A 25024-nucleotide genomic window follows, 5' to 3' on the forward strand; every position below is an offset into this window, starting at 1 on the left:
GATAAACCGGATGGCAACCGGTTGTCGTCGGCAAAGCGACGATCCCCACTACGCGGGCAGTGCGGGCGCCTCCCCACTCTCCCCGGCGGCGGGGTCGACGAGCGTGACGTCCAGGATCCGGGACACCGCGTCCGCCATGTGAGCCTCCAGCACCGCGGTCATCCGGGTGACGTCGCCCTGCTCCAGGGCGTCCCGCAGCAGCCGGTGCTCGGCCAGCAGGCTCTCGGGCGGCGGCGGGTTCTGCTGCAGCGCGGCCAGGCACATCCGGGTCTCGACGAGCAGGGTGCGGGACATCCGGTGCAGCCGCGGACTGCCCGAGGCCGCGACCAGCTCGGCGTGGAACTCGTGGTCGGCGTCCGCCAGCGCCACGGCGTCGCCCGCCGCGACGGCGGCCTCCATCGCCGCGATCGCGGTCGTCAGCCGGGCTACCGCGGGCGCCCGGTCGGGCGCGGCGAGCAGCAGCAGCGCCGCGGCCCGCTCGACGGCGGTGCGTGCGGTGTAGACGTCCCGGACGTCCGCCGCGTCGAGGTCCCGCACGAACAGCCCGCGGTGCCGCTCGCTGCGCAGCAGCCCCTCCGCCACCAGCCGCTGCATCGCCTCGCGCAGCGGTCCCCGGCTCACCCCGAGCCGCTGGGCCAGGTCGACCTCGCCCAGCTGGGTGCCGGGCGGGAAGGTGCCGCGCATGATCGCGGCGCGGATCCGGTCCGCGACGATCGCGGCCGTCGACCGCCTGCTGATGGGCTCGAGGGGATCGGTCACCGGAACAGCGCCCCCAACCCGGGCCGGGGTGTCGTGTCACCGGCCAGCCGCAGGCCCTGCCACACGCTGACCTGGTTCGCGGTCAGCACCGGCTTGCCCACCCGCTCGTCGAGCCGGTCGAGCAGCTCGACGGTGTGCAGCGCGGTGTCGGGCAGCAGGATCGCGTCGGCGTCCGGCCGGTCGACGGCGGCCGCGAAGTCCAGCACGACGTCCTCGGTCAGCGTCCCCACCTCGGCGGCGGTGACGATCCCGCGCGGGGTCATGGCGAGCACCGTGATCCCCGCCTTGCCGAGGAACTCCACGAACCGCTCGGCCACGTCCGCGGGGTAGGTCGCACCGACGACGACCGACCGGACACCCAACGCCCGGCACGCCTCCACGAACGCGAAGGACGTGCTCGTGGCGGGCACCCCGGCGACCTCGCGCAGCGCCGCGACCTGGGCCTGCGCCCCGTCCCACCCGAAGACGAACGAGCCCGAGGTGCAGGCCCACACGATCGCGTCCAGCGGCCCGTCCGACGCGGCGAGGGACTGCGCGCCGTCGGCGAGGACGTCCTCGGAGCCCACGTCCAGCAGCGCGTCGACGCGGTGGGCGTCCTCGCGCATGAGGGTGTGGACGAGCGGGAGCCGGGTGCCGTCGCCGAGCAGGCGCTCGGCGCGCGGGTAGTCGTCCTCGGCGGAGAAGCCGGGGTACAGGATTCCGACGGTCGTCACGTGCGAGCCCCTCCCAATGCGATTGTCGACAACCGTACAACCGAGTGCCCCGTCACAGAAGGTTCGACACCCGACTCCCGCGGCGGGGCACTAGGCGACGGGCAGCGGGAGGGGCACGCCGAGCAGCGCACCCCCGCCCACCGCGTAGCGGCCGAGCGCCCGCAGCGACGCCCACATCGTGACCTGGTTCGCGGTGATCACCGGCTTGCCGAGCGCCTGCTCGAGCGGCTCGACGATGTCGTAGGTCGGCAGGTTCGTGCAGCTGATGAACAACGCGTCCGCCTCCGGGCGGTCCACCGCGCGGACGATGTCCACGACCTGCTCGTACCCGACCCGCCAGATGTTGCCGAGCAGCCCGAGCCCCTCGCTCGCCACCGTCTCCACGCCGCTGTCGGCGAGGAAGGTCACCAGCCGGTCCGTCACGGGCTGGATGTAGGGCGTGGCGATCGCGAGCCGCCGGACACCGAGCAGGTGCAGGGCCTCGACCAGCGCCCCACTCGTCGTGGTGGCGACGGGCGCGCCCGCCTCGCACATCGTCCGGGTCAGCACGGCCTCGCCGGTCACCCCGGACACGAAGCTGCCCGAGGTGCACGCGAACGTCACGACCCCGGGCCGCGGCGTCAGCACGTCCCGGGTGGCGCGGCGCACGGCCCGGCGGTCGGCGACGGCGACCGCCATCTCGACGGTGACCGGGGTGGTGAAGAAGGGCAGCCGGGTGAGGTAGAGCGACACGTCCTCGGGCGCCCAGCGCCAGAGTTCGCGGTCCAGCGCGAAGTCGAACGGGGCGACGACGCCGACCCCCGGCGCATCGGACTCCTCGGCGCGTCCCACGGACAGTTCAGCGGGCACGACGGGCCCTCCTACTCCACGCGCTCGTAGACGAGCCGCTCCCCCACGCTGCCGGAGCGCCACACGTCGTGGCAGGCCTCCGCCATGGCGGGGAGATTCTCCACGATGGTCGCGTAGACGTTCCCCGGCACCCAGCCGACGTCCCCGTTGAGCAGCAGGTTGTTGCGGCCGTAGAAGACGGCCAGGTCGATGCCGCCCTCGGCCTGGTCGATGTCCTGGTCCTCCTTGAAGGAGGCGTCCAGCATGCCGCCGTGGAAGTCGAAGTAGCAGACGTCCCCCGGGATGGGGGTGACCGTCGGGTTCTCCTGGCCGATCGTCGGGCCGAACCGCCGGACGATCGAGTACACCTCGTTGCGGGCGTACTTGGCGTGCTGCGCGGGCCCGCCGAGCGGGCCCTCGCCGAGGGCCTCCCAGACCGCGGCGGCGGTGCGCGGCGCCTCCTTCTCGAGCAGCTCGGCGACGCACGAGACGCCGCGGCGTTCGAGGGTGATCCGGATGAGCTTCGGCACTGCCACTCCCTAGCGATCGGAGGATTGTTGACAATCCTACGGCCGGTTCCTAGCGTGTCAAACATCGCCAGCCCTGCCGAGAGGATCTTCCGCGTGCCGGTTTCGCCTGGTCAGCCCGTTGTCGCCGTGTTGGCGGGGGAAGACCCACCCGGCGATCTGGGCGACGTCGAGGTGCGCCTTGCAGATGACGCCGACCTCGCGGACGCCCTGTCCGGCGCGGACGTCCTGCTGGTCTGGGACTTCCTCTCCCACGCCGTGCCCGCGGCCTGGCGCGCGGCCGACACCAGCCGGGTGCGCTGGGTGCACACCGCCAGCGCGGGCGTGGACAAGGTCACCTTCCCCGAACTGCAGGCCCACCCCGCGCAGCTCACGAACGCGCGCGGGGTGTTCGACCGGCCGATCGCCGAGTTCGTCACCGGCGTGGTGCTCGCCTTCGCCAAGGACCTGCCCGGCTCGCTGCGGCTGCAGGCGCGCGGCGAGTGGCGCCACCGGGAGACGACGACGGTCGCGGGCCGCACCGCCGTCGTCGTCGGCAGTGGGCCGATCGGGCGGGCCGTGGCGGACATGCTGCGGGCGATCGGGCTGACCGTCGAGCTCGTCGGGCGCCGGGCCGCCGCGGGGGTGCACGCCTTCGACGAGCTGTCCTCGCTGCTCCCGACCGCGGACTGGCTGGTCCTCGCCGCCCCGCTCACCGACACCACCCGCGGCCTGCTCGACAAGGCCGCGCTGGACCTGCTGCCGGACCACGCCCGCGTCGTCAACGTGGGCCGCGGCGGGCTGGTCGTGGAGCCGGACCTGGTCGCCGCGCTGACCGAGGGCCGGATCGCGGGCGCCGCGCTCGACGTCTTCGAGGTCGAGCCGCTGCCCGCCGACTCGCCGCTGTGGACGATGGAGAACGTGCTCGTCACGCCGCACATGTCCGGTGACGTCGCGGGCTGGCGCGCCACGCTGCAGGATCAGTTCCTGGCCAACCTGGCCCGCTTCCGGGCGGGCGAACCGCTGGCCAACGTCGTCGACAAGTCCCTCGGCTATGTGAAGGGTGCCTCCTCGTGACCACCGCCGACACACTCTCTCCCGTGGAGGCGAGATGAGCACCGCTGACCTCTCCGCCACCGAGCTGCTCGCCGGGTACGAGAAAGGGGAGATCTCGCCGGTCCAGGCCACGCAGGACGCGCTCGACCGCATCGAGGAGTACGACTCGGCCGTCCACGCGTTCACCCTGGTCGACGCGGACTCCGCGCTGGCGAGCGCGCGTGGGTCCGCGGAGCGCTGGAAGGCGGGCACCCCCGTCGGCCCGCTCGACGGCGTGCCCACCTCGATCAAGGACATCCTGCTCACCCGGGGCTGGCCGACCACCCGCGGCTCGTGGGTGGCCGAGCAGCCCGAGCCGTTCGACGTCGACGGCCCGCCGGTCGCGCGGGTCCGGGAGGCGGGCGCGGTGCTGCTCGGCAAGGTGACCACGCCGGAGTACGCGTGGAAGGGCGTCACCGACTCGCCGCGCTGGGGGGTCACCACCAACCCGTGGGACCCCACGAAGACCGCGGGCGGCTCGTCCGGCGGGTCCGCCGCGGCGGTGGGCCTGGGCATGGGCGCGCTGTCGCTGGGCACGGACGCGGGCGGCTCGGTCCGGATCCCCGCGGCGTTCACCGGGACGGTCGCGCACAAGTCGACCTACGGTCGCGTCGCGCACCACCCCGGCAGCCCGTTCGGCACCCTCGCGCACGTGGGCCCGATGACCCGCACCGCCCTGGACTCGGCGCTGCTCCTCGACGTGATCGCCGGGTTCGACGCCCGGGACCCCTGGCTCCTCGACACCCCGCCCCGCTCGTTCGCCGAGCAGGCGGTCGAGGGCGTCGCCGGGCTGCGCATCGCGGTCAGCCCCACCCTCGGCTACGTCGACGTGCACCCGGACGTGAAGGCGGCCTTCGAGGCCGCCGCGGAGGTGTTCGCCCGGCTCGGGGCGGTCGTCGAGCGGGCCGATCCCGGTTTCGCCGACTGCGTCGAGCCCTTCCACGTGCTGTGGTTCGCGGGCGCCGCGAAGTGCCTCGAGCCGTACTCGGCCGCCCAGCGCGAGCGGATGGACCCGGGTCTGGTCGAGGTGGCCGAGCTCGGCGCGACCTACTCGGCCACGGACTTCCTCGGCGCCATGGCGGTGCGCAACGACATGGGCTCGCAGATGGGCGCCTTCCACCGCGAGTTCGACCTGCTGCTGACCCCGACGCTGCCGATCCCCGCCTTCGACGGCGGCCTCGAGACCCCGTCCGGCCAGGGCCGGTGGACGAGCTGGACGCCCTTCACCTACCCCTTCAACATGACCCAGCAGCCGGCGGCGAGCGTCCCGTGCGGCCTCACCGGCGACGGGCTGCCGGTGAGCCTGCAGATCGTGGGCCCGCGCCACGCGGACGGCCGGGTCCTGGCCGCGGCGCACGCCTTCGAGCAGGCCACGGAGCATCACAAGGCCGTCCCGACCCTGCTCCGCTGAACCCCTGACCCCGCCGCACGCGTGCGGCGGGGTCAGGTGGCGTCGGGGTCGATCGGGGGGCGCTCGTCGGGGGCCAGGCGTTCGACCGGTCTCGACGCGGGCGGGGCGGCCGGCGGAGTCGACGAGCCGTGGGTGCCGTTCGTGCCGTTGCCGTTGTTCTTCAGGGCGTTGAGGCCCAAGGGGTCGGCGTCCCCGTCGAACAGGGTGCGGCGGACGGCGGTGCGGGGGTTGAAGTTCCGCAGGCTCTGCAGGTCCTGCAGCGGCTTGCGCAGCTCCTCGAACTCCGGCCCCATCTCGTCCCGGAGCTTGGTCTGCGCGCCGGTCGCGTACTCGCGGACCTGGCGGATGGTCTTGCCCAGCCACGCGGCGGCCGAGGGCAGCCGCTCGGGGCCGAGGATGAACAGCCCGGCCACCACGATGACCAGGATCTCCCCCCAGCCCACACTGTCGAACACGGCGCCAGCCTAGCCGGGTCTCAGTCCGAGCCCAGTGTGACGGTCACGGTGAGCGGACGTCCGTCCCGGATGAGCTCCACGGGCACCGCCTCGCCCGGCTCGCCCTCGCGCACCGCCACGATCAGCTCGTCCGCCCCGGCGATCGTCCGGTCCCGCACCTTCACCAGCACGTCCCCCTCCAGGATCCCGGCCTGCGCGGCGGGACCCCCCGCGACGACGTTCTGGACCTGGGCTCCGTCCGCGCTGCCGTCGGTGACCGAGCGGGCGTTCACGCCCAGGTCGGCGTGGGTGACCGTCCCGGTGCGGATCAGCTCCTCGGCGATGCCACGGGCGTCGTCGATGGGGATGGCGAAGCCGAGGCCGATCGACCCGCCCTCGTCCTGCCCGCCGGAGAGGCTGCGGATGGCCGTGTTGATCCCGACGACGGCGCCGGTCGCGTCCACCAGCGCCCCGCCGGAGTTGCCGGGGTTGATCGCCGCGTCCGTCTGCACCGCGTCGATGACGGCGATGTCGTCGCCCTGACCGTCGAGCCGGACGGGGCGGTCCAGCGCGCTGACGATCCCGGTGGTCACCGTGCCCGCGAGCCCCAGCGGCGAGCCGATCGCGATCACCGAGTCGCCGACGGCGAGCCCGCCGCGGCTGCCGAACTGGGCCACGGTCGGGTTGGTGACCTGCACCTTCAGCACCGCGAGATCGGTCTTGGGGTCCCGCCCGACGACCGCCGCGGGCACCCGGGTGCCGTCGTTGAACACGGCCTGGACGGTGCCGTTCGGCGTGTTCGCGGCGGGCGCGATGACGTGGTTGTTGGTCAGCACGTACCCGGCGGGGTCGATCACGACGCCGGAGCCGGTGCCGCCCTGGTCCCCCACCTTGACGTCGATCGACACGACGGCGGGCAGCACCCGGGCCGCGACGTCCGCGACGGACCCCGGCGGGCGCTCCTTGGCCTCGCTCACCTCCGCGAGCGTGGCCCCCGGATCGGTCAGCGAGTTCGCCCCCTCCACGGTGTAGCGCCCGACCATCCCGCCCACCGCGCCGACGAGCAGGGCGATCAGCCCGAGCACGACCAGCGCCCGCGGCTGCACCCGCCCGCCGAACAGCACCTCGCGCACGGACAGCCGGGGGCCGGGCACCGGTGCGGACACCGGTGGCCGGTCGGCGACGGGCGGCGGGCCCAGCTCGACACCGGTCTCCGGGCGGCGCCAGGGGTCCTCCCGGGCGGGGGTGTCGCCGTCCCAGAAGGCATCCTCGTCCGGGTGGCGCGGGCCGCCGGTCTCGGGTGGGCGCTGCAGCGCGGGCCCGGTCGATCCCTCGGCCCGGCCGAACGCGCCGGCCAGCGCCGCGGTGGGTGCCGGGGCGAGGCGGGTGCGGGAGCCGTTCGGTGAGGTCGCGCGGTCACCGAACGCCCCGTCGACACCCTCCGGACGCCCGAACACCGAGGCCGCCTCGGGATCCACCGGCGGGCGGTCGAGGCCGCGGGGCCCCAGCCGGGGCGGGGCGTCCCGGTCGGCCGGGTCCTGGGCGTCGGACACGGGACGATCCTGCCGGACGAGGGGTGAAGTCCCCGTCTACCTCTCCGGCACCCGGGTGGGCGACGGCGTGGGGGTCGGGGTGCTGCGGACCGCGGCGGGCTGCACCGTGGGGCCGGTGTTGAGCCGGGCGGTGCCCGCGTTCGGCGTACCCAGGACGGGGCCGCCGAGGACTCCGCGGTCCGGCTGGGCGGGCGGGGTGCTCGAGGTCGCCGACGGCAACCCGACGAACGCCAGCGCGCCGAGCGCGAGCCCGGACACCGCCGTGACCCCGACCCGCGTGCGGCGCCGGGACTGGACGGGAACGGTGTGCGCGGCGTCCAGTCCGGCGGGGGCCACCAGGGCCTGCGGGCTCAGGGCCTCCGGGCGCAGCACCGACACCAGCTCGCCCTCGGCCGTGACGGCCAGGCCGGGCGGCGGACCGGGCAGGTCCGTGTCCTGGGGGATGGAGCCGAGCTTGGTCCGCAGCCAGTCCGGCACCCGCGGCTCGTCCGCGGCCCGCAACGCGGACCGCACCTGCCGCTGCGCCACGACCTCGGCCGAGCACTCCCCGCAGTCCGCGAGGTGCTGCTCGGCACGGGTGTGCGCGGCGGCGGACAGTTCGTCGTCGACGTAGGCGACCACCGCGTCCAGCGACAGATGGTCGATGCCCCAGTCCCGCCCGAACCTCCGAGAGCCACGCAGCCCGTCGGTCATGCGACCGCTACCTCCTCGTGCGAACCGTCACCCTCCAGGGCGCGTTGCCGCTCGATCGCCTGACGCAGCGCGGCGCGGCCCCGGTGGATCCTGCTTCTCACCGTACCCAGCTTCACCCCGAGGGTGGCGCCGATCTCCTCGTACGAGAGCCCCTCCACGTCACACAGCACGACCGCGGCCCGGAACTCCGGGGCCAGCTCGTCGAGCGCGGCCTGCAGGGTCGGGTCGAGGTGGGTCGCGGAGAAGACCTCCTCCGGCTCCGGGCCGCCGCCGGGCAGCCGGTCGGTGTCCTCGGGCAGGCCCTCCATGCGCAGCCGGGCGCGGCGGCGGACCATGTCCAGGAAGAGGTTCGTGGTGATGCGGTGCAGCCACCCCTCGAAGGTGCCGGGGCGGTAGTTGGCCAGGGACCGGAAGACCCGGATGAAGGTCTCCTGGGTGAGGTCCTCGGCGTCGTGCGGGTTGCCCGTGAGCCGGTAGGCGAGCCGGTAGACCCGGTCCGCGTGCTCCCGGACGACCTCGTCCCAGCTCGGCGGCGTCCAGTCGGACACCTCCGCGGGCTTCGACTCGTCGAAGCCCACTGTGGCCGGTCGGCTCGTCATGGGGGGAGCGCACCTCCTGCGGCGGGTCGTGCCGTCCGGTTCAACGTCGGGCCGGCGGGGTTGGTTCCCGGCCCCGGCGTGGGTGCGACGACCCCGCTCCCACGACCATCACGATGACGGACCCCCGTGACAGGAGCGTGATAGTCGTCTGAGAAGAACCTGTGAACCAGTATGTTCTCGATCTATGCTGCTCCGGTTCCTGGCCGCGACGACCTGCGCCCGCGCCGTCGTGGAGATCGGCACCGGCTCCGGCGCCACCGGACTGGCTCTGTTGAGCGGCATGGCGGCGGACGGCACGCTCACCACGATCGACGTCGACCCCGAGGTCCAGCGGGCCGCGCGCCGCGTCTTCCTCGACGCCGGGCACGCCCCCGGCCGGTTCCGGCTGATCAACGGGCTGGCGTCCGAGGTGCTCCCGCGGCTGACCGACGGCGGGTACGACCTGGTCGTCGCCCACGCCGCGGAGGTCGACCACCTCGCCGAGGCGGCCCGGCTCCTGCGACCGGGCGGGATGGTCGCGCTGGCGGGCGGCACCGTCGAGGAGGACGACGAACGGTGGGTCGCCACCGTCCTCCCCGACGGGATGCTGCTCGCGACGCGAACCCCCTGATCAGAGCGCGGTGACGCCCTTGCCCAGGACGACCACGCCGCCCGGGCTGACCGTGTAGCGGGCCCGGTCCAGCGCCAGGTCCACGCCGATCAGCGCACCGTCCGGCACCACGACGTTCTTGTCCAGGATCGCGCGGCGCACCACGGCCCCGCGCCCGATCCGCGCCCCCGGCAGGACCACGGAGTCCGACACCTCGGCGCCGTTCTGCACCGTCACCCCGGGGCTGATCGTGGACCGGCGCACGATGGCGCCGGAGATGATCGTGCCGGCGCCGACGATCGAGTCCTGTGCGATGCCCCCGTCGACGAACTTCGCGGGCGGCAGCGGCGGCGTGGCCGTGCGGATGGGCCAGCGCATGTTGTAGAGGTTGAAGATCGGGTGGATGCTCACCAGGTCGGTGTGCGAGTCGTAGTAGGCGTCGATCGTGCCGACGTCTCGCCAGTAGCCGGAGTCCCGGTCCGTGGCCCCGGGCACGATGTTGTCGGCGAAGTCGTAGACGTGCGCGTCCCCGTCCTTGACCATGCGCGGGATGATGTCGCCGCCCATGTCGTGGTCGGAGTCGCCGTCCTCCGCGTCCGCGCGCAGGGCGTCGACCAGGGCGTCCGTGGTGAACACGTAGTTGCCCATCGAGGCGAACGTGACCTCGGGGTCGTCCGGCACCGCGGGCGGGTCCGAGGGCTTCTCCAGGAAGCCGACGATCTTGCCGGACTCGTCCGAGTCGATGCACCCGAAGGCCTTCGCCTCGACCCGCGGCACCCGGATGCCGGCGACGGTCACGCCCGCGCCGGTCGCGACGTGCTGCGCGATCATCTGGCTCGGATCCATGCGGTAGACGTGGTCGGCGCCGAAGACCGCGATGTAGTCCGGCTTCTCGTCGTAGACCAGGTTGAGGCTCTGGAAGATCGCGTCCGCCGAGCCGGTGTACCAGCGGCGGCCGAGCCGCTGCTGCGCCGGGACGGTGGTGATGTACTGCCCCAGCACGCTGGACAGCCGCCAGGTGGTGGAGATGTGCCGGTCCAGCGAGTGCGACTTGTACTGCGTCAGCACACAGATCTGGTGCACGCCCGCGTTCACCAGGTTGGACAGCACGAAGTCGATGAGTCGGTAGTTGCCGCCGAACGGCACCGCGGGCTTCGCCCGGTCCGCGGTGAGGGGCCAGAGTCGCTTGCCCTCGCCGCCCGCCAGGACGATGCCCAGGACGTTCGCGGGCATGCCGCCCGGGCCCAGCATCCGCGAGGAGGTCACGGCGCCAACCCTAGTGGGGTTCGCGTGGTCGCGGCCATATGAGGCACGTGGTGTGTAGCGAGCCGATCGCCGATAGCGTGTGCCCGCGTGCGCATCGGTCTGCTGACTCGGGAGTACCCGCCGGAGGTCTACGGCGGGGCAGGCGTCCACGTCGCCCACCTCGTCCCCGCGCTGCGGGCGCTGGTCGAGGTGGACGTGCACTGCTTCGGCGCGCCCCGAGAGGGCGCCCACACCTATCCGACGCCCGGTGGGCTGGCCGCCGCGAACCCGGCGCTGCAGACCCTGGGCACCGACCTGACCATGGTCGCCGGGCTCGGGGAGGCCACCCTCGCGCACTCCCACACCTGGTACGCCAACATGGCGGGCCACCTGGCGAAGACCCTCTACGACATCCCGCACGTGGTCACCGCGCACTCGCTGGAGCCGCGCCGCCCGTGGAAGGCCGAGCAGCTCGGCGGCGGGTACCGGCTCTCCTCGTGGGTGGAGAAGACGGCCTACGAGGCCGCGGACGCGGTGATCGCCGTCAGTCAGGGCATGCGCACCGACGTCCTGGACTGCTACCCGGCGCTCGACCCGGCGCGCGTCCACGTGGTGCACAACGGGATCGACACGGACTTCTACCGCCCCGACCCCGGGCGCGAGGCGCTGCTCGCCAACGGGGTGGACCCGGACCGGCCGAGCGTGGTGTTCGTCGGGCGGATCACCCGGCAGAAGGGTGTCGGGCACCTGATCGCCGCCGCGCACGCCATCTCGCCGGAGGCCCAGATCGTGCTCTGCGCGGGCGCCCCGGACACCCCCGAGATCGCGGAGGAGACCGAGAAGGCGGTCACCGAGCTCGCCGCGGCCCGGCCCGGCGTGATCTGGGTGCGGAAGATGCTCGGGACCGCGGAGGTCCGGCAGCTGCTGTCGGCCGCGACCGTGTTCGTGTGCCCGAGCGTGTACGAACCGTTGGGGATCGTGAACCTCGAGGCGATGGCGTGCGGCACGGCCGTCGTGGCCTCGGACGTCGGCGGGATCCCCGAGGTGGTCGAGGACGGTGTGACCGGCATCCTCGTGCACTACGACGCCGCGGACACCGCCGCCTTCCAGGCGGGCCTCGCGCAGGCGGTCGACGCCGTGCTCGCCGACCCGGCCCGGGCCGCGGCCATGGGCGCCGCGGGTCGCGAGCGCGCGGTGCGGGAGTTCGCCTGGCAGGCCGCGGCCGAGAAGACCGTGGAGATCTACCGGGCCCTCTGACGCGCCCGGTGGGCGGCGACCGCGGAGCGGTTGGCGCAGGCGGGTGAGCAGTACCGGCGGGCGGCGTTGCGCGAGGTGTCCGCGAAGACCCGTTCGCAGCCGTCCGCGGCGCAGCGGCCGTGCCGGTCCAGGCCGTACTCGGACACGAGCATGGCCAGCGCGAACGCCGTCGTCGACCGGACCCGGTCCAGCACGGCGGCGTCCGGGGGCGAGTAGTGCAGGTGCCAGCCCTGCCCGTCGTGGCGGGTCAGGTGCGGGCCGATCTCGACGTCCGAGAGCAGCGCGTTGACGGCCGCGGCGGCGGTGTCGAGGTCCTCGGCGTCGAAGACCGTGCGGAGCCTGCCCGCCCACCCGCGCAGCGCGGGTTCGGCCGAGGCCGGGGCGCGGCCCGCCAGGTAGCCGTGCTCGACCAGCACCTGTCGCAGCTGGTCCGGCGCGGGCACGTCCCCCGCCTTGGCCGCGGTCACGGTGTTCACGAGAGCGACGGCAGCACCGAGTGCATCACTTCGGTAACCGATGAAGTCCACTGACCTATTACTCCTGCTACCCTGTCATACGTAAGGTCTCACAACAGAACACATATTACAGGGCTCGATGACGACGAGCGGAGAAGGAGAAGCGATGCGCTGCGCACAGTGCGACCAGTCGATGTCCGAGGCACGGACCCTCTCGACCCACCACACCTCGGAGGGATGGGTGCGCTACAAGAGGTGCGCGTGCGGCGGCGTGTCCATCGAGCTGCTGACGCTCGACACCCGGCCGACCGGGGTGCACGCGGCCCGCGCCTGAGCCGGGCGGGCCGCGCGCGGGGCCGTCAGCCCGTGACGCCCTTGAGCGCCTCGCCGAGCGCCTCGGCCTCGTCCGGGGTCATCTCGACGACGAGCCTGCCGCCGCCCTCGAGCGGCACCCGCATCACGATGCCCCGACCCTCCTTGGTCACTTCCAGGGGCCCGTCGCCGGTCCGGGGCTTCATCGCCGCCATGTCCTGCTCCCTCCGTCTGTCATGTCGTGCAGGGCGCCGATGCGCTGGGGAGCGCGCACAGGCGGGATGGTGGGCACCATTCTTCCCCATCGCCGATCTCGACACGAAACCGGAGCGATCAACGGGGTGACGTTCACGCAGCGCAACCGCCCTGTCACCCGCTCTTCCCGGTCAGTCCGGGATGGACCGGAAACACGTCGCGACGTGGTCGTCCACGATGCCGACGGCCTGCATCAGGGCGTAGCACGTCGTCGGTCCGACGAACCGGAACCCCCGCCGCTTGAGCTCCTTGGCCATGGCCTTGGACTCCGCGGTGGTGGCGGGCACGTCCGCGAGCGTGGCCGGGCGCACGTGCGTCTCGGGGGCGAAGGACCACAGCAGGTCGTCCAGCGGAACGTCGAGCTCCAGGACGGCGCGGGCGTTCGCGATCGTGGCGTCCACCTTCAGGTTGTTGCGCACGATCCCCGCGTCCGCCATCAGCCTCGCGCGGTCGGCCGCGCCGAAGGCGGCCACCTTCTCCGGCTCGAAGTCCGCGAAGGCGGCCCGGAAGTTCTCCCGCTTGCGCAGGATGGTCAGCCAGGACAACCCGGACTGGAAGGCCTCGAGGGACATCCGCTCGAACAGGTTCCGCTCGCCGCGCAGCGGACGACCCCACTCCTCGTCGTGGTACGCCGTGTAGTCCGGCGTGGACTCGGCCCAGGCGCAACGGTTCACGAGCGGGAGGCTACCGAGCACCCCCGACGGTTCCCGCTGCGCGGGACCCGGAGAACTCGGCCTCCGCGAGCCTGCCCAGCCGCCGGACGGACGCGCCGAACCCGGCCGCCATCACGGGCCTGAGCACGGGCCAGCCGAGCGCACCCAGCCTGCCGAACGGCAGCTCCAGGCCCTCGGTCCAGGTGAACCGGCAGCTCGTGGGGCCGGTCTCGGTGACGACGAACGAGCTGTCCCCGGTGACCACGAGACCGGTGTGCCGGACGTCGACCCGGCGGGCCGCCTCGTCGTAGCCGGTCACGGTGAAGGTGTCGACCACGCCGAGGTCGCCGATCCCGGTCACCGCCACGACGACGGACCCCGCCGAGCGGCCGTCCCCGGCGACGACCCGCACCCGGGTGAACAGGATCCACTCGCCCTGGCGTTCCCAGTCCGTCACGAGGTCCCAGACGGCGGACGCGGGCGCGGCCACGTCCTCCGCCACGACGAGCTCGCGCACCGCTCTCACCGGTCCGCCTCCCGCTCCTGCAGCCGTGCCGCGAGCGCGTCCCGCTCGGTGGTCACGGTGTCCAGCTCCTCGGCGAGCCGGTCCAGGACCCAGTCCACCTCACCCATCCGGTACCCGCGCACGACCTGGCGGAACCGCAGGGCGCGGACGTCCTCGCCGCGCACCCGGCCGGAGGGCAGCCGGGTGGGGGTCGCGTCGGGTGCGAGCGGCGCGAGCTCCTCCCCCCGCCCGAACACCAGGCTGGCGAGCAGGAACACGAGCGCCGCCACCACCGCGACGACGAGCAGGTAGATCAGCGCGGTCCCCACGGCGGCATCACACCACGTGCCGCGGGGACCGCGCTAACTCACGCCACCTCTTTGCGCGCGGGCAGCATCTCCCGCATGGGCGGACGCTCGGTGGGGTCCAGCTCCCGGGAGTTCGGCACCCACTCGCCGCCGACCTGCACGAACTGGGTGAGCGCGGCGCCGGTGTCCGGCAGCCCCGCGCGGCGCAGCGCCGTGGCGGTGATCTGCCGCGACATCACCCCGAGGTCCATCAGGTTGCGGTTGCGGTGCTTGCGCACACCCAGGTTGACCTGGGCGATCGCGTCCAGCCCGAAGTCCTTCACCGTGTCGAGCAGCAGGCCGATCTCGACACCGTAGCTCGTGGCGAACGGCACCGACTCCAGGAGCTCGCGGGTGCCCGCGTACTCGCCGCCGAGCGGCTGCACGATGCCCGCGAGCTCGGGGCGCAGGGCCGAGAGCAGCGGCCGGGCGACGAGCTCGGTGACCCTGCCGCCGCCGTGCTCCAGGGACTCCGCCTCGCTCACCTCCAGCCGCAGCGGGCGCCGGTAGAAGCCCTTGACCAGGTGCACGCCGCTCTCGAGCAGCAGCGGGCCGAGCAGCGACGGGACGAACGTCGGGTCGAAGTCGACGAGGTCGGAGTCGATGAAGCAGATGATGTCGCCGTCCGTGGCCGCGAGCGAGCGCCACAGCACCTCGCCCTTGCCGGGCACCGGCGCCAGGTGGGACACCACGTCCTCGCGCAGCGCCACCCGCGCGCCGTTCGCCTTCGCGAGCGCAATGGTGTCGTCGGTGGATCCGGAGTCCATGACCAACAGATCGTCGACGAGGGGCCGATCACCTTCTGTGAAAGGCCGGATACCGGCGACGATCGCGCCGATCGTCGCCTCCTCGTTCAGGGCCGGGAGCACGACCGAGACCTTCCGGCCGCGTTTCGCGGCGACGAGGTCCTCGACGGTCCAGTCCGGCGTCTGCCAGGTACGACGGGTGAACCAGTCCTCGGTGATGGGCTGCATGGTTCTCCTCGGGTCGGTCTCGGGCGTGGTCTACGCGGGGACGTCGGTCAACTCGACGGAGTGTCGCGAGTCGATTAGTTCTGGCTCCGATTACCGCCGCGGTATCAGTCGGTTACGGGCCTGTGAAGAGCCTCGAATTCGTTGCCCGGCGAGCGTAATGTCGACGCTTAAACCATTCTTCCGGGTGATTCAGCTCAAGGCTCGCACGGTCCGGGCGGGCACGCTCGTCCCTGTGATCGCAGCCACCATCTCGAGCACGCGGCGGGTCTGCGCGACCTCGTGCACCCGGAACACGCGCGCCCCGGCGGCGGCGGCGAGTGCCGTGGCCGCGAGGGTACCCTCCAACCGCTCCCCGACGGCCGCGTCGAGCGTCTCCCCGACGAAATCCTTGTTGGACAACGCCATGAGGACCGGCCAGCCGGTCGCGACGAGCTCGTCGCAGCGGCGCAGCAGCTCGAGCCCGTGCCAGGTGTTCTTGCCGAAGTCGTGGGTCGGGTCGATCAGCACCCCCTCCCGCGGGACGCCGAGCGCGACGAGCCGCTCGGCCTGCGCGGTGGTCTCCGCGATCACGTCCGCGACCACGTCGGCGTAGCGCACCCGGTGCGGCCGCCGCCGGGGGACGGCGCCGCCGGTGTGCGAGCACACGATCCCGACGCCGCTCTCGGCCGCGACCTCGGCGAGCGTCGGGTCGGCGCCCTGCCAGGTGTCGTTGAGCAGGTCGGCGCCCTCGGCGACCGCCGCGCGGCCGACCTCGCCGCGCCAGGTGTCCACGCTGATCACGACGTCCGGGTGTCGGGCCCGCACCGCCGCGACGAAGGGCACGACCCGGCGGGTCTCCTCGGCCGCGTCGACCTCGGCTCCGGGGCCCGCCTTCACGCCCCCGATGTCGATGATGTCCGCGCCCTCGGCGACCGCCGCGTCCACCCGGGCCAGGGCGGCGGCGTCGGTGAACGTGGCGCCCTTGTCGTAGAACGAGTCCGGGGTGCGGTTGACGATCGCCATGACCAGCGCGCGGTCGGCCGCGGGCTCCCGGGTCCCGAAGCGCAGTCTCACACCGTCGATCGTGGCACGGCGTCGAGGGCCTCCTCCACCGTTCGGGCGACCACGAGCCGCTCCAGCGGCGAGTGCTGGCTGGCGAACCCGCCCTCCACGAGCCCGCCGACCCAGTCCAGCAGCCCCGCGTAGTGCCCGTCGGGGTCCAGCACCACGACGGGTTTGTCGTGCAGCCCGAGCGAACCGGCCGTCCAGACCTCGAACAGCTCCTCGCACGTGCCGATCCCGCCGGGCAGGGCGAGGAACGCGTCGGCGTGCGCCTCCATGAGGGCCTTGCGCTCTCGCATCGTCTCGGTGACCAGCAGCTCGTCCGAGTCGTGGTCGGCCCACTCGCGCTCGACCATCGACCGCGGGATGACGCCCACGGTGCGGGCCCCGCCCTTGCGCGCGGCCACGGCGACGGCGCCCATCATCGACTTGCGCCCGCCGCCGGAGACCAGGCCCCAGCCGCGCGCGGCGATCGCCGTGCCGACCTCGGTGGCGAGGTCGAGGTAGCGCTGCGGGACGCCGTCGGAGCTCCCGCAGTACACGCAGACGTTCACTAGTGCGCCTCCTCCCAGGCCCGGTAGGCGTTGTGCACCACGCGGACGGCGTCGTCGACGTCGTCGGTCACGTGCAGCAGGTCGAGGTCCTTCTCGCTGATCTTGCCGCTCTTGAGGACCGGCCCGGCGATCCAGTCGTAGAGCCCCTGCCAGTACTCCGACCCGAGCAGCACGACCGGGAACTTCGTGACCTTCTTCGTCTGGACCAGGCAGAGGGCCTCGAACAGCTCGTCGAAGGTGCCGAACCCGCCCGGGAGGCACACGAACGCCTGCGAGTACTTCACGAACATCGTCTTGCGCACGAAGAAGTAGCGGAAGTTGATGCCGAGGTCGACCCAGTCGTTGAGCCCCTGCTCGAACGGCAGCTCGATGCCCAGGCCGACGGACAGCCCGCCCGCCTCCTGCGCGCCCTTGTTGACCGCCTCCATCGCGCCCGGGCCGCCGCCGGTGATCACGGCGTACCCGGCCTCGGCGAGCGCCGTGCCCAGCGCCCGGCCCACGGCGTACTCGTGGTGGTCGCGCGCCGTGCGCGCGGACCCGAACACCGTGACGGCGCGCGGCAGCTCGGCCAGCATGCCGAAGCCCTCGACGAACTCGGCCTGGATCCGCATGACCCGCCACGGGTCGGTGTGCACCCAGTCGTGCGGCCCGCGGCCGTCGAGCAGCCGCTGGTCCGTGGTGGTCGGCTCGATCATGCGCTCGCGCCGCAGCACGACCGGACCGCGCAGCTTCTCGTCCGGCCGGCCCCCGTTGTCGCTCATGGACGCAGCGTACGGAGCAGCGGTGTCACGCCAGGAACGCGGTGAGGACCTCTGTGCAACGCGTGATGGCCCGGGTGTCGACGTGCTCGTCCCGGGTGTGGGCGAGGTTCGGGTCGCCGGGCCCGTAGTTCAGCGCCGGGATGCCCAGTGCGGCGAACCGGCTGACGTCGGTCCACCCGTACTTCGCCCGCGGCGTGGTCCCCGTGGCCTGCAGGAACTGCTGCGCGGCGGGCTGGGACAGCCCGGGCAGCGCCCCCGCGGACAGGTCGGTGAGCGTCACGTCGTAGCCGTCGAGGACCTCGCGGACGTGCTGTTCGGCCTGGTCGGTGGTGCGGTCGGGGGCGAACCGGAAGTTGATCGTCACGACGGCCTCGTCCGGCACGACGTTGCCCGCGACGCCGCCCGCGATCCGCACCGCCTGCAGGCCCTCGCGGTAGCGGCATCCGTCGATGTCGACGCTGCGCGGCGTGTACGTCTCCAGCCTGCGCAGGATCTCGCCCGCGTGGTGGATCGCGTTGTCGCCGAGCCACGACCGCGCGGAGTGCGCGCGGCGGCCGGTGGTGCGCACCTCGACCCGCAGGGTGCCCTGGCAGCCCGCCTCCACCTCGCCGTCCGTGGGCTCGCCGAGGATCGCGAGGTCCGCCGCCAGCCAGTCGGGGAGGTTCCGCTCGATCCGGCCCAGCCCGTTGCGGACGGCCTCGACCTCCTCGCAGTCGTAGAACACCAGGGTGAGGTCGTGCCGCGGCTCCGGCAGCGTCGCGGCCAGGTGCAGGAACACCGCGTCCCCGGCCTTCATGTCGCTGGTCCCGCAGCCGTAGAGCAGGTCCCCCTCCCGCCTGCTCGGCACGTTGTCCGCGATCGGCACCGTGTCGAGGTGCCCGGCCAGCAGCACCCGGCTCGGCCGCCCGAGGCGGGTGCGGGCGAGCACCGCCTGCCCGTCCCGGACGACCTCCAGGTGCGGATGCGCGCGCAGCCCCGCCTCGACGGCGTCGGCCAGCTTCTCCTCGTCCCCCGACACGCTCGGGACGTCCACGAGCGCGGCGGTCAGGTCGATCGGGTCGGCGGTGAGGTCCACGGGCCCACTGTTCCACGCGCCCCGACCGGACGCGCCGATCGGCCGCTCCACGCCCCGCTCTCGCGCCCTCCCCGTCCGCCGATCACGACCCGAGCCGCGCCCACGCCGGCTCCGGACAAGGTCCACCCCGCCGCCCCCTTTGCACTGACAGCGCATCCGCAACGTGCGGCGACGGCGCATCATCCGCCGGCCCCTTTGCACTGACAGCACATCTGCATCAGGCGGGACCGAGCATCGTCTGCCCGCCCCTTTGCAGTGACAGCGCATGCGCATCTGACGAGACCGTGCGCGTCACCGGCGGCCCCTTTGCAGTGACAGCGCATCCGCGTCGGGCGAGGACCACGCATCATCCGCCGCCCCTTTGCAGTGACAGCGCATCCGCACACTCGCGGAGCGGGGCTGCCATCCGACGCAGAGTGACTTCGGCGGCCGAGTCCCGGACCCCTCGCGACCGCGGCCCTCGCGCGACGGCTGGACGCGACCGCCGCCGCGGCGGCCGCCGCGGTCCAGCAATGGTCCAGCAACCGCCCAGCAACGGCCCAGCGCCGGCCTGGTGACGAGCGTGTGACGCTCCGCAACGCTGTGACGACCTGGCGGCGGATCCGCCGTCACTGCAAAGGGCACCGGCACCCTCACCCCGCCCGCGGGGAGGGACCGCCGACAGCACCTGTCGCGGCCGACCGGACCGCAATCCGCCCGCCGGGCAACCACGGCCCGACCCTGCCCCCTGCCCCCTGCCCCCTGCCCCCTGCCCCGCGAAATCATGAGCCCCGCCACAGGTGCGGATCCGCTGACACTGCAAAGGCGCCCGACCCCCAACCCCACCCGCCGCGCGGCCGCACCAGCCCGCCCCGCATCTACCACTCGACGCCGACCCGCGGACCGGGCGGACGACGGTTCGGCCGAAACCATCCACACCCGGCCCCGTCCGTCCACAGCTCGAGCAGACGTCGGTCCAGGCCGCCCGCGGCGCCGCACACTCACGCCATGTCCGACGAGTCCAACACCGACAGCCCTGACACCCGGCCCCCCGCGACCGACGACCCGCCGCCCCGGGGCCTGGACGTCTCGGGGTTGGTCCGAGCGGTGCGCAGGCGCACCCGGCTGAACCAGCGCGAGCTCGCCGAGCGGGCGGGGGTGTCGCGGACCACCATCGGGCGCATCGAGGCCCGCCGCCTCCATCCGACGGTGCCGGTCCTCGAACAGATCCTCGCCGTCGACGGGCTGGTCCTCGTGGCCGCGGACCGGGGCGCCCGGGTCGTCGAGCCGATGCGGGACGTCCCCCGCGGCGGGCTGCTCGACGGGGCGGACCGCCGATTCCCCGCCCACGAGGACCTCGTCCTGCTCACCGACCCCGGCGGCACCTGGTGGGGCGACAAGTACGGACTCGCACGCCCGCCCGAGACCTTCCACCGCAGCCGCGGCCACCGGGACGCCGTGCGCCGGCATTCCCAATGGGACACCCGGGTGCACCTCTTCCGCGCCGCCCCTCGCCCGATGACGGAGCAGGAGTGGTTGCGCCGCCACCCGGAGGAGGGCTGAGCCCCCGAACACGGCTGAGTTAGATTCGACGGCCGTGAGCACCGCCTTCCGCACCGACCCCGCCTCCGGCACCGGCCTGGCCACCGTCACGACCGACGGGACCGTTCTCGACGTCTGGTACCCCGCCCCCGCGCTGGGCACCGACGCCCCGGACACCACCGCCGACCTGCAGGCGCTGGCGGGCCCCGACGAGGCGCGCGGGGTCACCCGCACGATCGTCCGGACCGAGATCGGCTCGCTCGCCGACAAGCCCGTCGACGCGGCGGACGTCTACCTGCGCCTGCACCTGCTCTCCGGGCGGCACGTGCGGCCGCACGAGGTCTCCCTCGAGGGCCAGTTCGGGCTGCTGGCCAACGTGGCGTGGACCAACCACGGCCCCTGCGCGGTGGCCGGGTTCGAGCTGACCCGGACCCGGCTGCAGCAGCGCGGCCCGGTCACCGTCTACGGCGTGGACAAGTTCCCGCGCATGGTCGACTACGTGCTCCCGGCGGGCGTCCGGATCGCCGACGCCGACCGCGTCCGGCTCGGCGCCCACCTGGCCGAAGGCACCACCGTCATGCACGAGGGCTTCGTGAACTTCAACGCGGGCACCCTCGGTTCGTCCATGGTGGAGGGTCGGATCTCGGCGGGCGTCGTGGTCGGCGACGGATCGGACGTCGGCGGCGGCGCGTCGATCATGGGCACCCTGTCCGGCGGCGGCACCGAGGTGATCGCGATCGGCGAGCGCTGCCTGCTGGGCGCGAACGCCGGCGTCGGGATCTCCCTGGGGGACGACTGCGTGGTCGAGGCGGGCCTCTACGTCACCGCGGGCACGAAGGTCACCCTCCCGGACGGCGCCACCGTCGCCGCCCGTTCCCTGAGCGGCCAGAACGGGCTGCTGCTGCGCCGCAACAGCGTGTCCGGCGCGGTCGAGGCGCTGCCCCGCACGGGATCCGGCATCGCCCTGAACGCGATGCTGCACGCGAACTGAGACGCGGCTCGTGAACGGCTCCTCCCCCGCACCCGCCCCGGCCCTCCTCACGGAGCGCGACCTGCCCGCCCCGCTGACGGCGGCGCCGCAGGACTCCCCGGCCCACCACGTCCGGGCCGCACTGGACCTCAGGCTCCGGGCCCTGCTGTCCCACGACGCGGGCACGCGCGTGGGCACCGAGCCCGAGCACCTGCACCAGATGCGGGTCGCGGTGCGGCGGATGCGGGCGGCGCTCAAGGCCGCCCGCCCGCTGCTCGACGCCGGCTGGGCGGACGACCTGCGCGCCGAGCTGGGGTGGCTGGGGCGCGCGCTCGGGCCCGTCCGCGACCTCGACGTGCTGCTCCTGCGCCTGCGCGGCGAGCTCGCGACCCTGCCCGAGCTCGAGCGGGCGGCGGGCGAGACGCTCGTGGCGGCGCTGGTCGAGGAGCGGACCGCGGCCCGCGCGGAGATGCTCGCCGTGCTCGGCTCCAGCCGCTACCAGGCCCTGCTGGAGCGCCTGGCGGACGCCATCCGGCTCCCGCTGCCCACGCCGTCGGCCACCCGGGCCCAGCCGGAGCTCATCGACCTGGTCCGGCTCGAGGTGAAGCGGCTGACCCGGGCCGTCCGGCGGGCGGGCGACGACCCGCCCGACCAGGTGCTGCACGACCTCCGGATCCGCGGCAAGCGCGTGCGCTACGTCGGCGAGCTGGTCGAGCCGATGCTCGGTGCGCCGGTGAAGCGGCTGCTCAAGGCCACCGCGGGCCTGCAGGAGGTGCTGGGTGACCACCAGGACGCCTGCGTGGCCGAGGAGCGCATCCGCGGCCTCCTGGACGGCCTGGGCGAGTACCCGGACGCCCACGTGGTCTTCGTGGCCGGGCGGCTCGTCGAACGCGAGCGCGCCCGGGCCACGGAGAAGCGCGCCCAGTGGTGGACGGCGTGGGAGCACGTCGCCGCCCGCGCCGCGGAGATCTAGCGGAGATCTAGCGGGGGCCTAGGAGCCCAGCCGCCGCACGGCCTCGTCGATCCGCTCGTCGGTGGCCGTGACGGCGATCCGCACGTGCGACGCCCCGGCCGCCCCGTAGAACTCCCCGGGCGCGGCCAGGATGCCCAGCGCGGCCAGCGACGCGATCGTCTCCCGGCACGGCTTGCCCTCGGTCGTCCACAGATACAGGCCTGCCTCGGAGTGGTCGACGCGGTACCCGGCGCCCTCCAGCGCCGCGCGCAGCCGCACCCGGCGCTTCTCGTAGAGCGCGACCTGCTCGGCCACGTGCGCGTCGTCCGCGGCGGCCGCGGCCATCGCCGCCTGCACCGGGAACGGGACGATCATCCCGGCGTGCTTGCGAATCTCCAGCAGCGCCTTCACCAGCGCCGGGTCCCCGGCCACGAACGCCGCCCGGTACCCGGCGAGGTTCGACGACTTCGAGAACGAGTGCACCGCGAGCAGTCCCGCGTGGTCCCCCTCGGACACCGAGGAGTGCAGCACCGACACCGCGGGCGCGCCGAAGGACAACGCCAGGTAGCACTCGTCGGAGGCCACCACCGCGCCCGCGGCCCGACAGGCCGCCACGGACTCCCGCAGCTGCGGGGCGGTCAGCACCCGCCCGGTCGGGTTCGACGGCGAGTTCAGCCAGACCAGCTTGGCGCCGGGGGGCGGGGGATCCCCGTCGGCCATCCGGACGGGCGTGGCCCCGGCGATCAGCGCGCCGACCTCGTAGGTCGGGTAGGCCGTCTCCGGCACCCCGACCACGTCGCCGGAACCCAGCCCGAGCAGCGTCGGCAGCCAGGCGACCAGCTCCTTGGAGCCGATCGTGGGCAGCACGGCCGCCGGGTCGACGGGTGCGCCGAAGCGACGGTCCAGCGACCCCGCGACGGCCGCACGCAGCGACTCCGGCCCGTACGTCGTCGGGTAACCGGGAACGTCCGCCGCCGGCCCGGCCAGGGCCTCCCGGATGACCGCGGGCACCGGGTCCACGGGCGTGCCGACGGACAGGTCCACGAGGCCTTGCGGGTGGGCCGCCGCGGTCGCCTTGGCGTCCGCGAGCGAGTCCCAGGGGAAGTCGGGGAGCCTGTTCACTCGTCGTGCTCGACGGGGGCCATGCTCTTGATCGGCTCCGGGTCGGCCTCGGTCAGCCCGACCTTCGAGGCGCCGCCCGGGGAGCCCAGCTCCTCGAAGAAGTCCGCGTTGGCCTTGGTGTACGCGCCCCACTGCTCGGGCACGTCGTCCTCGTAGTAGATCGCCTCGACGGGGCACACCGGCTCGCACGCACCACAGTCCACGCACTCGTCCGGGTGGATGTAGAGCATCCGGCCGCCCTCGTAGATGCAGTCGACCGGACATTCCTCGATGCACGCCTTGTCCTTGAGGTCCACACAGGGCTCGGCGATCACGTACGTCACGGAAGGTCCTCCACAAGCGGGCAGTGGTGTCTGCATGGCAGATTAACCCGCCGGTACCGACGTGAGCATGGGAAGGGGAGCCTCACCAGATGGCCCCTGAGCACGACTGGAGCGCCGCACTGGGCGAGCGGGTGTCGCTGCGGTTCCGCATCGGCGAACGCGAGGGGCGGCCGCTGTTCAGCGACGCCGTCGGGGTGCTCTCCGACGGCGGTCCCGACGACGGACCGGGGACCGTCGTCGTCGCCACGCGGCGGGGCCCGGTGCGGGTCGACCGGGAGGCGGTCGTGGCGCTGCGCCTGGTGCCGCCCGCACCCCCGCGGCGGGCCTCCTGGAGCGCCGTGGCCAGGCTGGAGAACCTCTGCGCGGACGCCTGGCCCGCGCTGGTCGACGAGCCGCTGGGCGCCTGGCGGCTGCGCGCCGCGGGCGGCTACACGAACCGGGCGAACTCGGCCCTCGCGGTCGGCGACCCCGGCCTCCCACCGGACGTCGCTCTCGACCGCGTCCGGGCCTTCGCCGCCGCCCACGGCGTGACCCCGCGGCTGCAGACGCCCATCGGGTCACCGTGGTCGAAGGCCGCCCAACATGTGGGATGGGTCCTGGAGGCCGGACACGCGGCGGGTGCCGAGGTCGCGGTCCTGGTGACGGACCTCACGGCGGGCGAGGCGGTACGGCTACCCGCCGAACCGGACGCGGACTGGTGGAGCGTCGGCGGCGGGCCCGCCCACGAGACCGAACGCCGGATCCTCACCGGAGGCCGCACGCTGGGGTTCGGGGTCGAGCGCCGGGCCGGTCGGGTCGTCGGTGCGATCCGGGCGGCCGTGGTGGAGGACCACCTGTACCTGTCCCGCCTGGAGACCGTCCCGGCCGCCCGACGCACGGGGGTCGCGACCCGGCTCACCGCCGCGGCCTGCGCCTGGGGCCACGCACACGGTGCACGGTGGGGGGTCCTGCAGGTGGCGCTGGACAACACGGCGGCACTCGCGTTCTACGCACGCGAGGGCTGGCGCGAGCACCACCGGTACCACTACCTCATCCCCGGCGGAGCCGGTCCACGCTGAACCGACCGGCGCCGACCGCGACGAACAGCAGGAAGATCCACGAGTACAGGGCCGCCTGCTCGCCCAGGTTCCAGATCGGGTTCCAGCCCGCAGGCGCGTGCACGGTGAAGTAGGCGAACGCCATCATCCCGGACAGCAGGAAGCCGGTGACCCGGGTGAACAGCCCCACCGCGAGGAGCACCGCGCCGATCCCCTGCGCGATCCCGACGAACCAGGAGAAGTCCCAGGCCGGGGCGGCGGCACCGGCCCCGTCCATCCCGCCCGCGAGCCCGAACGGGACCACCGCGTGCAGCAGGAACAGGAACCCGACGACGAGGCGGAAGGCGAGCAGCACCCCGTCCTTCAGCGTGTCCCGCCGCGCGGAGGTGGCGGCGGCGGAGACCGGACGAGTGAGCGTGGCGGTCATGGCGAACTCCCCGAGGTTCGAGCGTCAGTGTCGAAAGGGGAGACCGCGGACGTTCCGG

31 protein-coding genes are annotated in these 25024 nt (G+C 73.6%); 9 read left to right on the forward strand and 22 right to left on the reverse strand.

The features are described from left to right. Positions 1-48: 48 nt before the first annotated feature. The 4 genes from L3X23_RS20360 to L3X23_RS20375 form a co-directional block, all read right to left on the reverse strand. A complete protein-coding gene (locus tag L3X23_RS20360) occupies positions 49-759 on the reverse strand; it encodes a GntR family transcriptional regulator (RefSeq protein WP_237193708.1) in 711 nt (236 codons plus the stop codon). Continuing rightward, the gene (locus L3X23_RS20365; RefSeq protein WP_237193709.1) at positions 756-1472 is read right to left on the reverse strand and encodes a maleate cis-trans isomerase; all 717 of its coding nucleotides are present in this window, start codon (positions 1470-1472) and stop codon (positions 756-758) included. Before L3X23_RS20365 ends, L3X23_RS20360 begins: the two co-directional genes overlap by 4 nt. A gap of 90 nt (positions 1473-1562) precedes the next feature. Continuing rightward, positions 1563-2321 (reverse strand): Asp/Glu racemase, encoded by a 759-nt coding sequence (locus tag L3X23_RS20370; protein ID WP_237193711.1) that lies wholly within the window; start codon positions 2319-2321, stop codon positions 1563-1565. Between the two features lie 11 nt (positions 2322-2332). After that, on the reverse strand, positions 2333-2830 hold the full coding sequence (locus L3X23_RS20375; RefSeq protein ID WP_218129818.1) for a DUF3830 family protein: 498 nt from the start codon (positions 2828-2830) through the stop codon (positions 2333-2335). Positions 2831-2923: 93 nt separating this feature from the next. Here L3X23_RS20375 and L3X23_RS20380 point away from each other — a divergent pair, with 93 nt between their 5' ends. Next, complete coding sequence (locus L3X23_RS20380; protein WP_237193712.1) at positions 2924-3883, forward strand: D-2-hydroxyacid dehydrogenase; 960 nt, start codon at positions 2924-2926, stop codon at positions 3881-3883. A 34-nt stretch (positions 3884-3917) separates the two neighbouring features. Further along, the gene (locus tag L3X23_RS20385) at positions 3918-5312 is read left to right on the forward strand and encodes an amidase (protein WP_237193713.1); all 1395 of its coding nucleotides are present in this window, start codon (positions 3918-3920) and stop codon (positions 5310-5312) included. 32 nt (positions 5313-5344) lie between these two features. Here the strand turns inward: L3X23_RS20385 and tatB are convergent, their stop codons facing one another. The 4 genes from tatB to sigE are packed head-to-tail and all read right to left on the reverse strand — an operon-like array spanning position 5345 to position 8591. After that, complete coding sequence (gene tatB, locus L3X23_RS20390) at positions 5345-5767, reverse strand: Sec-independent protein translocase protein TatB (protein WP_237193714.1); 423 nt, start codon at positions 5765-5767, stop codon at positions 5345-5347. 20 nt (positions 5768-5787) lie between these two features. Beyond that, positions 5788-7299: a S1C family serine protease gene (locus L3X23_RS20395; protein ID WP_237193715.1), complete on the reverse strand. Its 1512-nt coding sequence runs from the start codon at positions 7297-7299 to the stop codon at positions 5788-5790. 36 nt (positions 7300-7335) lie between these two features. After that, positions 7336-7992, reverse strand: coding sequence for an anti-sigma factor (locus L3X23_RS20400; RefSeq protein ID WP_237193716.1), 657 nt, complete (start codon positions 7990-7992; stop codon positions 7336-7338). Continuing rightward, positions 7989-8591, reverse strand: a complete 603-nt coding sequence (gene sigE / locus L3X23_RS20405) for an RNA polymerase sigma factor SigE (protein WP_237193717.1) — start codon at positions 8589-8591, stop codon at positions 7989-7991. The genes L3X23_RS20400 and sigE overlap by 4 nt, the downstream gene beginning before the upstream one ends. A 184-nt stretch (positions 8592-8775) precedes the next feature. Between sigE and L3X23_RS20410 the strand changes: the two genes are divergently transcribed. Next, the gene (locus tag L3X23_RS20410; protein WP_237193718.1) at positions 8776-9201 is read left to right on the forward strand and encodes an O-methyltransferase; all 426 of its coding nucleotides are present in this window, start codon (positions 8776-8778) and stop codon (positions 9199-9201) included. Here L3X23_RS20410 and glgC read toward each other — a convergent pair whose 3' ends face one another. Next, the gene (gene glgC / locus L3X23_RS20415; protein WP_374204998.1) at positions 9202-10431 is read right to left on the reverse strand and encodes a glucose-1-phosphate adenylyltransferase; all 1230 of its coding nucleotides are present in this window, start codon (positions 10429-10431) and stop codon (positions 9202-9204) included. A gap of 102 nt (positions 10432-10533) precedes the next feature. Between glgC and glgA the strand changes: the two genes are divergently transcribed. Continuing rightward, the gene (gene glgA / locus L3X23_RS20420; protein WP_237193720.1) at positions 10534-11682 is read left to right on the forward strand and encodes a glycogen synthase; all 1149 of its coding nucleotides are present in this window, start codon (positions 10534-10536) and stop codon (positions 11680-11682) included. On the opposite strand, the gene L3X23_RS36240 is transcribed toward glgA, so the two are convergent. Beyond that, positions 11667-12209, reverse strand: coding sequence for a CGNR zinc finger domain-containing protein (locus tag L3X23_RS36240; protein WP_093083849.1), 543 nt, complete (start codon positions 12207-12209; stop codon positions 11667-11669). The two genes, glgA and L3X23_RS36240, sit on opposite strands and share 16 nt — an antisense overlap. Positions 12210-12303: 94 nt before the next feature. Between L3X23_RS36240 and L3X23_RS20430 the strand changes: the two genes are divergently transcribed. Then, on the forward strand, positions 12304-12471 hold the full coding sequence (locus L3X23_RS20430; RefSeq protein ID WP_237193722.1) for a hypothetical protein: 168 nt from the start codon (positions 12304-12306) through the stop codon (positions 12469-12471). 25 nt (positions 12472-12496) lie between these two features. Here L3X23_RS20430 and L3X23_RS20435 read toward each other — a convergent pair whose 3' ends face one another. The 9 genes from L3X23_RS20435 to dapE form a co-directional block, all read right to left on the reverse strand. Further along, positions 12497-12664 carry a DUF3117 domain-containing protein gene (locus L3X23_RS20435; RefSeq protein ID WP_093083846.1) on the reverse strand — a complete coding sequence of 56 codons (168 nt, stop codon included), beginning with the start codon at positions 12662-12664 and terminating at the stop codon, positions 12497-12499. Between the two features lie 171 nt (positions 12665-12835). Further along, positions 12836-13378, reverse strand: coding sequence for a DNA-3-methyladenine glycosylase I (locus L3X23_RS20440; protein WP_237193724.1), 543 nt, complete (start codon positions 13376-13378; stop codon positions 12836-12838). Between the two features lie 10 nt (positions 13379-13388). Then, positions 13389-13883, reverse strand: coding sequence for an SRPBCC family protein (locus L3X23_RS20445; RefSeq protein WP_237193726.1), 495 nt, complete (start codon positions 13881-13883; stop codon positions 13389-13391). Beyond that, on the reverse strand, positions 13880-14191 hold the full coding sequence (locus L3X23_RS20450) for a DivIVA domain-containing protein (protein ID WP_093083841.1): 312 nt from the start codon (positions 14189-14191) through the stop codon (positions 13880-13882). Before L3X23_RS20450 ends, L3X23_RS20445 begins: the two co-directional genes overlap by 4 nt. 38 nt (positions 14192-14229) lie before the next feature. Beyond that, the gene (locus L3X23_RS20455) at positions 14230-15183 is read right to left on the reverse strand and encodes a glucosyl-3-phosphoglycerate synthase (protein WP_093083838.1); all 954 of its coding nucleotides are present in this window, start codon (positions 15181-15183) and stop codon (positions 14230-14232) included. A gap of 189 nt (positions 15184-15372) precedes the next feature. Beyond that, positions 15373-16185 (reverse strand): dihydropteroate synthase, encoded by an 813-nt coding sequence (folP, locus tag L3X23_RS20460; protein ID WP_237198077.1) that lies wholly within the window; start codon positions 16183-16185, stop codon positions 15373-15375. 47 nt (positions 16186-16232) lie between these two features. Beyond that, the gene (locus tag L3X23_RS20465; RefSeq protein WP_237193728.1) at positions 16233-16778 is read right to left on the reverse strand and encodes a TIGR00730 family Rossman fold protein; all 546 of its coding nucleotides are present in this window, start codon (positions 16776-16778) and stop codon (positions 16233-16235) included. Then, positions 16778-17539: a TIGR00730 family Rossman fold protein gene (locus tag L3X23_RS20470; protein WP_093083832.1), complete on the reverse strand. Its 762-nt coding sequence runs from the start codon at positions 17537-17539 to the stop codon at positions 16778-16780. The genes L3X23_RS20465 and L3X23_RS20470 overlap by 1 nt, the downstream gene beginning before the upstream one ends. A gap of 25 nt (positions 17540-17564) precedes the next feature. Further along, a complete protein-coding gene (gene dapE, locus L3X23_RS20475) occupies positions 17565-18614 on the reverse strand; it encodes a succinyl-diaminopimelate desuccinylase (protein ID WP_237193730.1) in 1050 nt (349 codons plus the stop codon). A 987-nt stretch (positions 18615-19601) separates the two neighbouring features. Between dapE and L3X23_RS20480 the strand changes: the two genes are divergently transcribed. The 3 genes from L3X23_RS20480 to L3X23_RS20490 are packed head-to-tail and all read left to right on the forward strand — an operon-like array spanning position 19602 to position 22078. After that, positions 19602-20156 (forward strand): helix-turn-helix transcriptional regulator, encoded by a 555-nt coding sequence (locus L3X23_RS20480; protein WP_237193732.1) that lies wholly within the window; start codon positions 19602-19604, stop codon positions 20154-20156. A gap of 34 nt (positions 20157-20190) precedes the next feature. Further along, complete coding sequence (gene dapD, locus L3X23_RS20485) at positions 20191-21126, forward strand: 2,3,4,5-tetrahydropyridine-2,6-dicarboxylate N-succinyltransferase (protein ID WP_237193734.1); 936 nt, start codon at positions 20191-20193, stop codon at positions 21124-21126. Positions 21127-21136: 10 nt separating this feature from the next. Next, positions 21137-22078, forward strand: a complete 942-nt coding sequence (locus L3X23_RS20490; protein ID WP_237193736.1) for a CHAD domain-containing protein — start codon at positions 21137-21139, stop codon at positions 22076-22078. An 18-nt stretch (positions 22079-22096) separates the two neighbouring features. Here the strand turns inward: L3X23_RS20490 and dapC are convergent, their stop codons facing one another. After that, positions 22097-23179 carry a succinyldiaminopimelate transaminase gene (dapC, locus tag L3X23_RS20495; protein WP_237193738.1) on the reverse strand — a complete coding sequence of 361 codons (1083 nt, stop codon included), beginning with the start codon at positions 23177-23179 and terminating at the stop codon, positions 22097-22099. After that, positions 23176-23502 carry a ferredoxin gene (fdxA, locus tag L3X23_RS20500; RefSeq protein ID WP_176921321.1) on the reverse strand — a complete coding sequence of 109 codons (327 nt, stop codon included), beginning with the start codon at positions 23500-23502 and terminating at the stop codon, positions 23176-23178. The genes dapC and fdxA overlap by 4 nt, the downstream gene beginning before the upstream one ends. Positions 23503-23591: 89 nt before the next feature. On the opposite strand from fdxA, the gene L3X23_RS20505 reads away from it, so the two are divergent. Then, the gene (locus tag L3X23_RS20505) at positions 23592-24560 is read left to right on the forward strand and encodes an N-acetyltransferase (protein WP_237193740.1); all 969 of its coding nucleotides are present in this window, start codon (positions 23592-23594) and stop codon (positions 24558-24560) included. Here L3X23_RS20505 and L3X23_RS20510 read toward each other — a convergent pair. After that, complete coding sequence (locus tag L3X23_RS20510) at positions 24532-24966, reverse strand: DoxX family protein (RefSeq protein WP_237193742.1); 435 nt, start codon at positions 24964-24966, stop codon at positions 24532-24534. The two genes, L3X23_RS20505 and L3X23_RS20510, sit on opposite strands and share 29 nt — an antisense overlap. Between the last annotated feature and the right edge of the window lie 58 nt (positions 24967-25024).

Origin of the sequence: Pseudonocardia sp. WMMC193 (genome assembly GCF_021728735.1) — a bacterium.
Lineage (GTDB): Bacteria > Actinomycetota > Actinomycetes > Mycobacteriales > Pseudonocardiaceae > Pseudonocardia > Pseudonocardia oroxyli.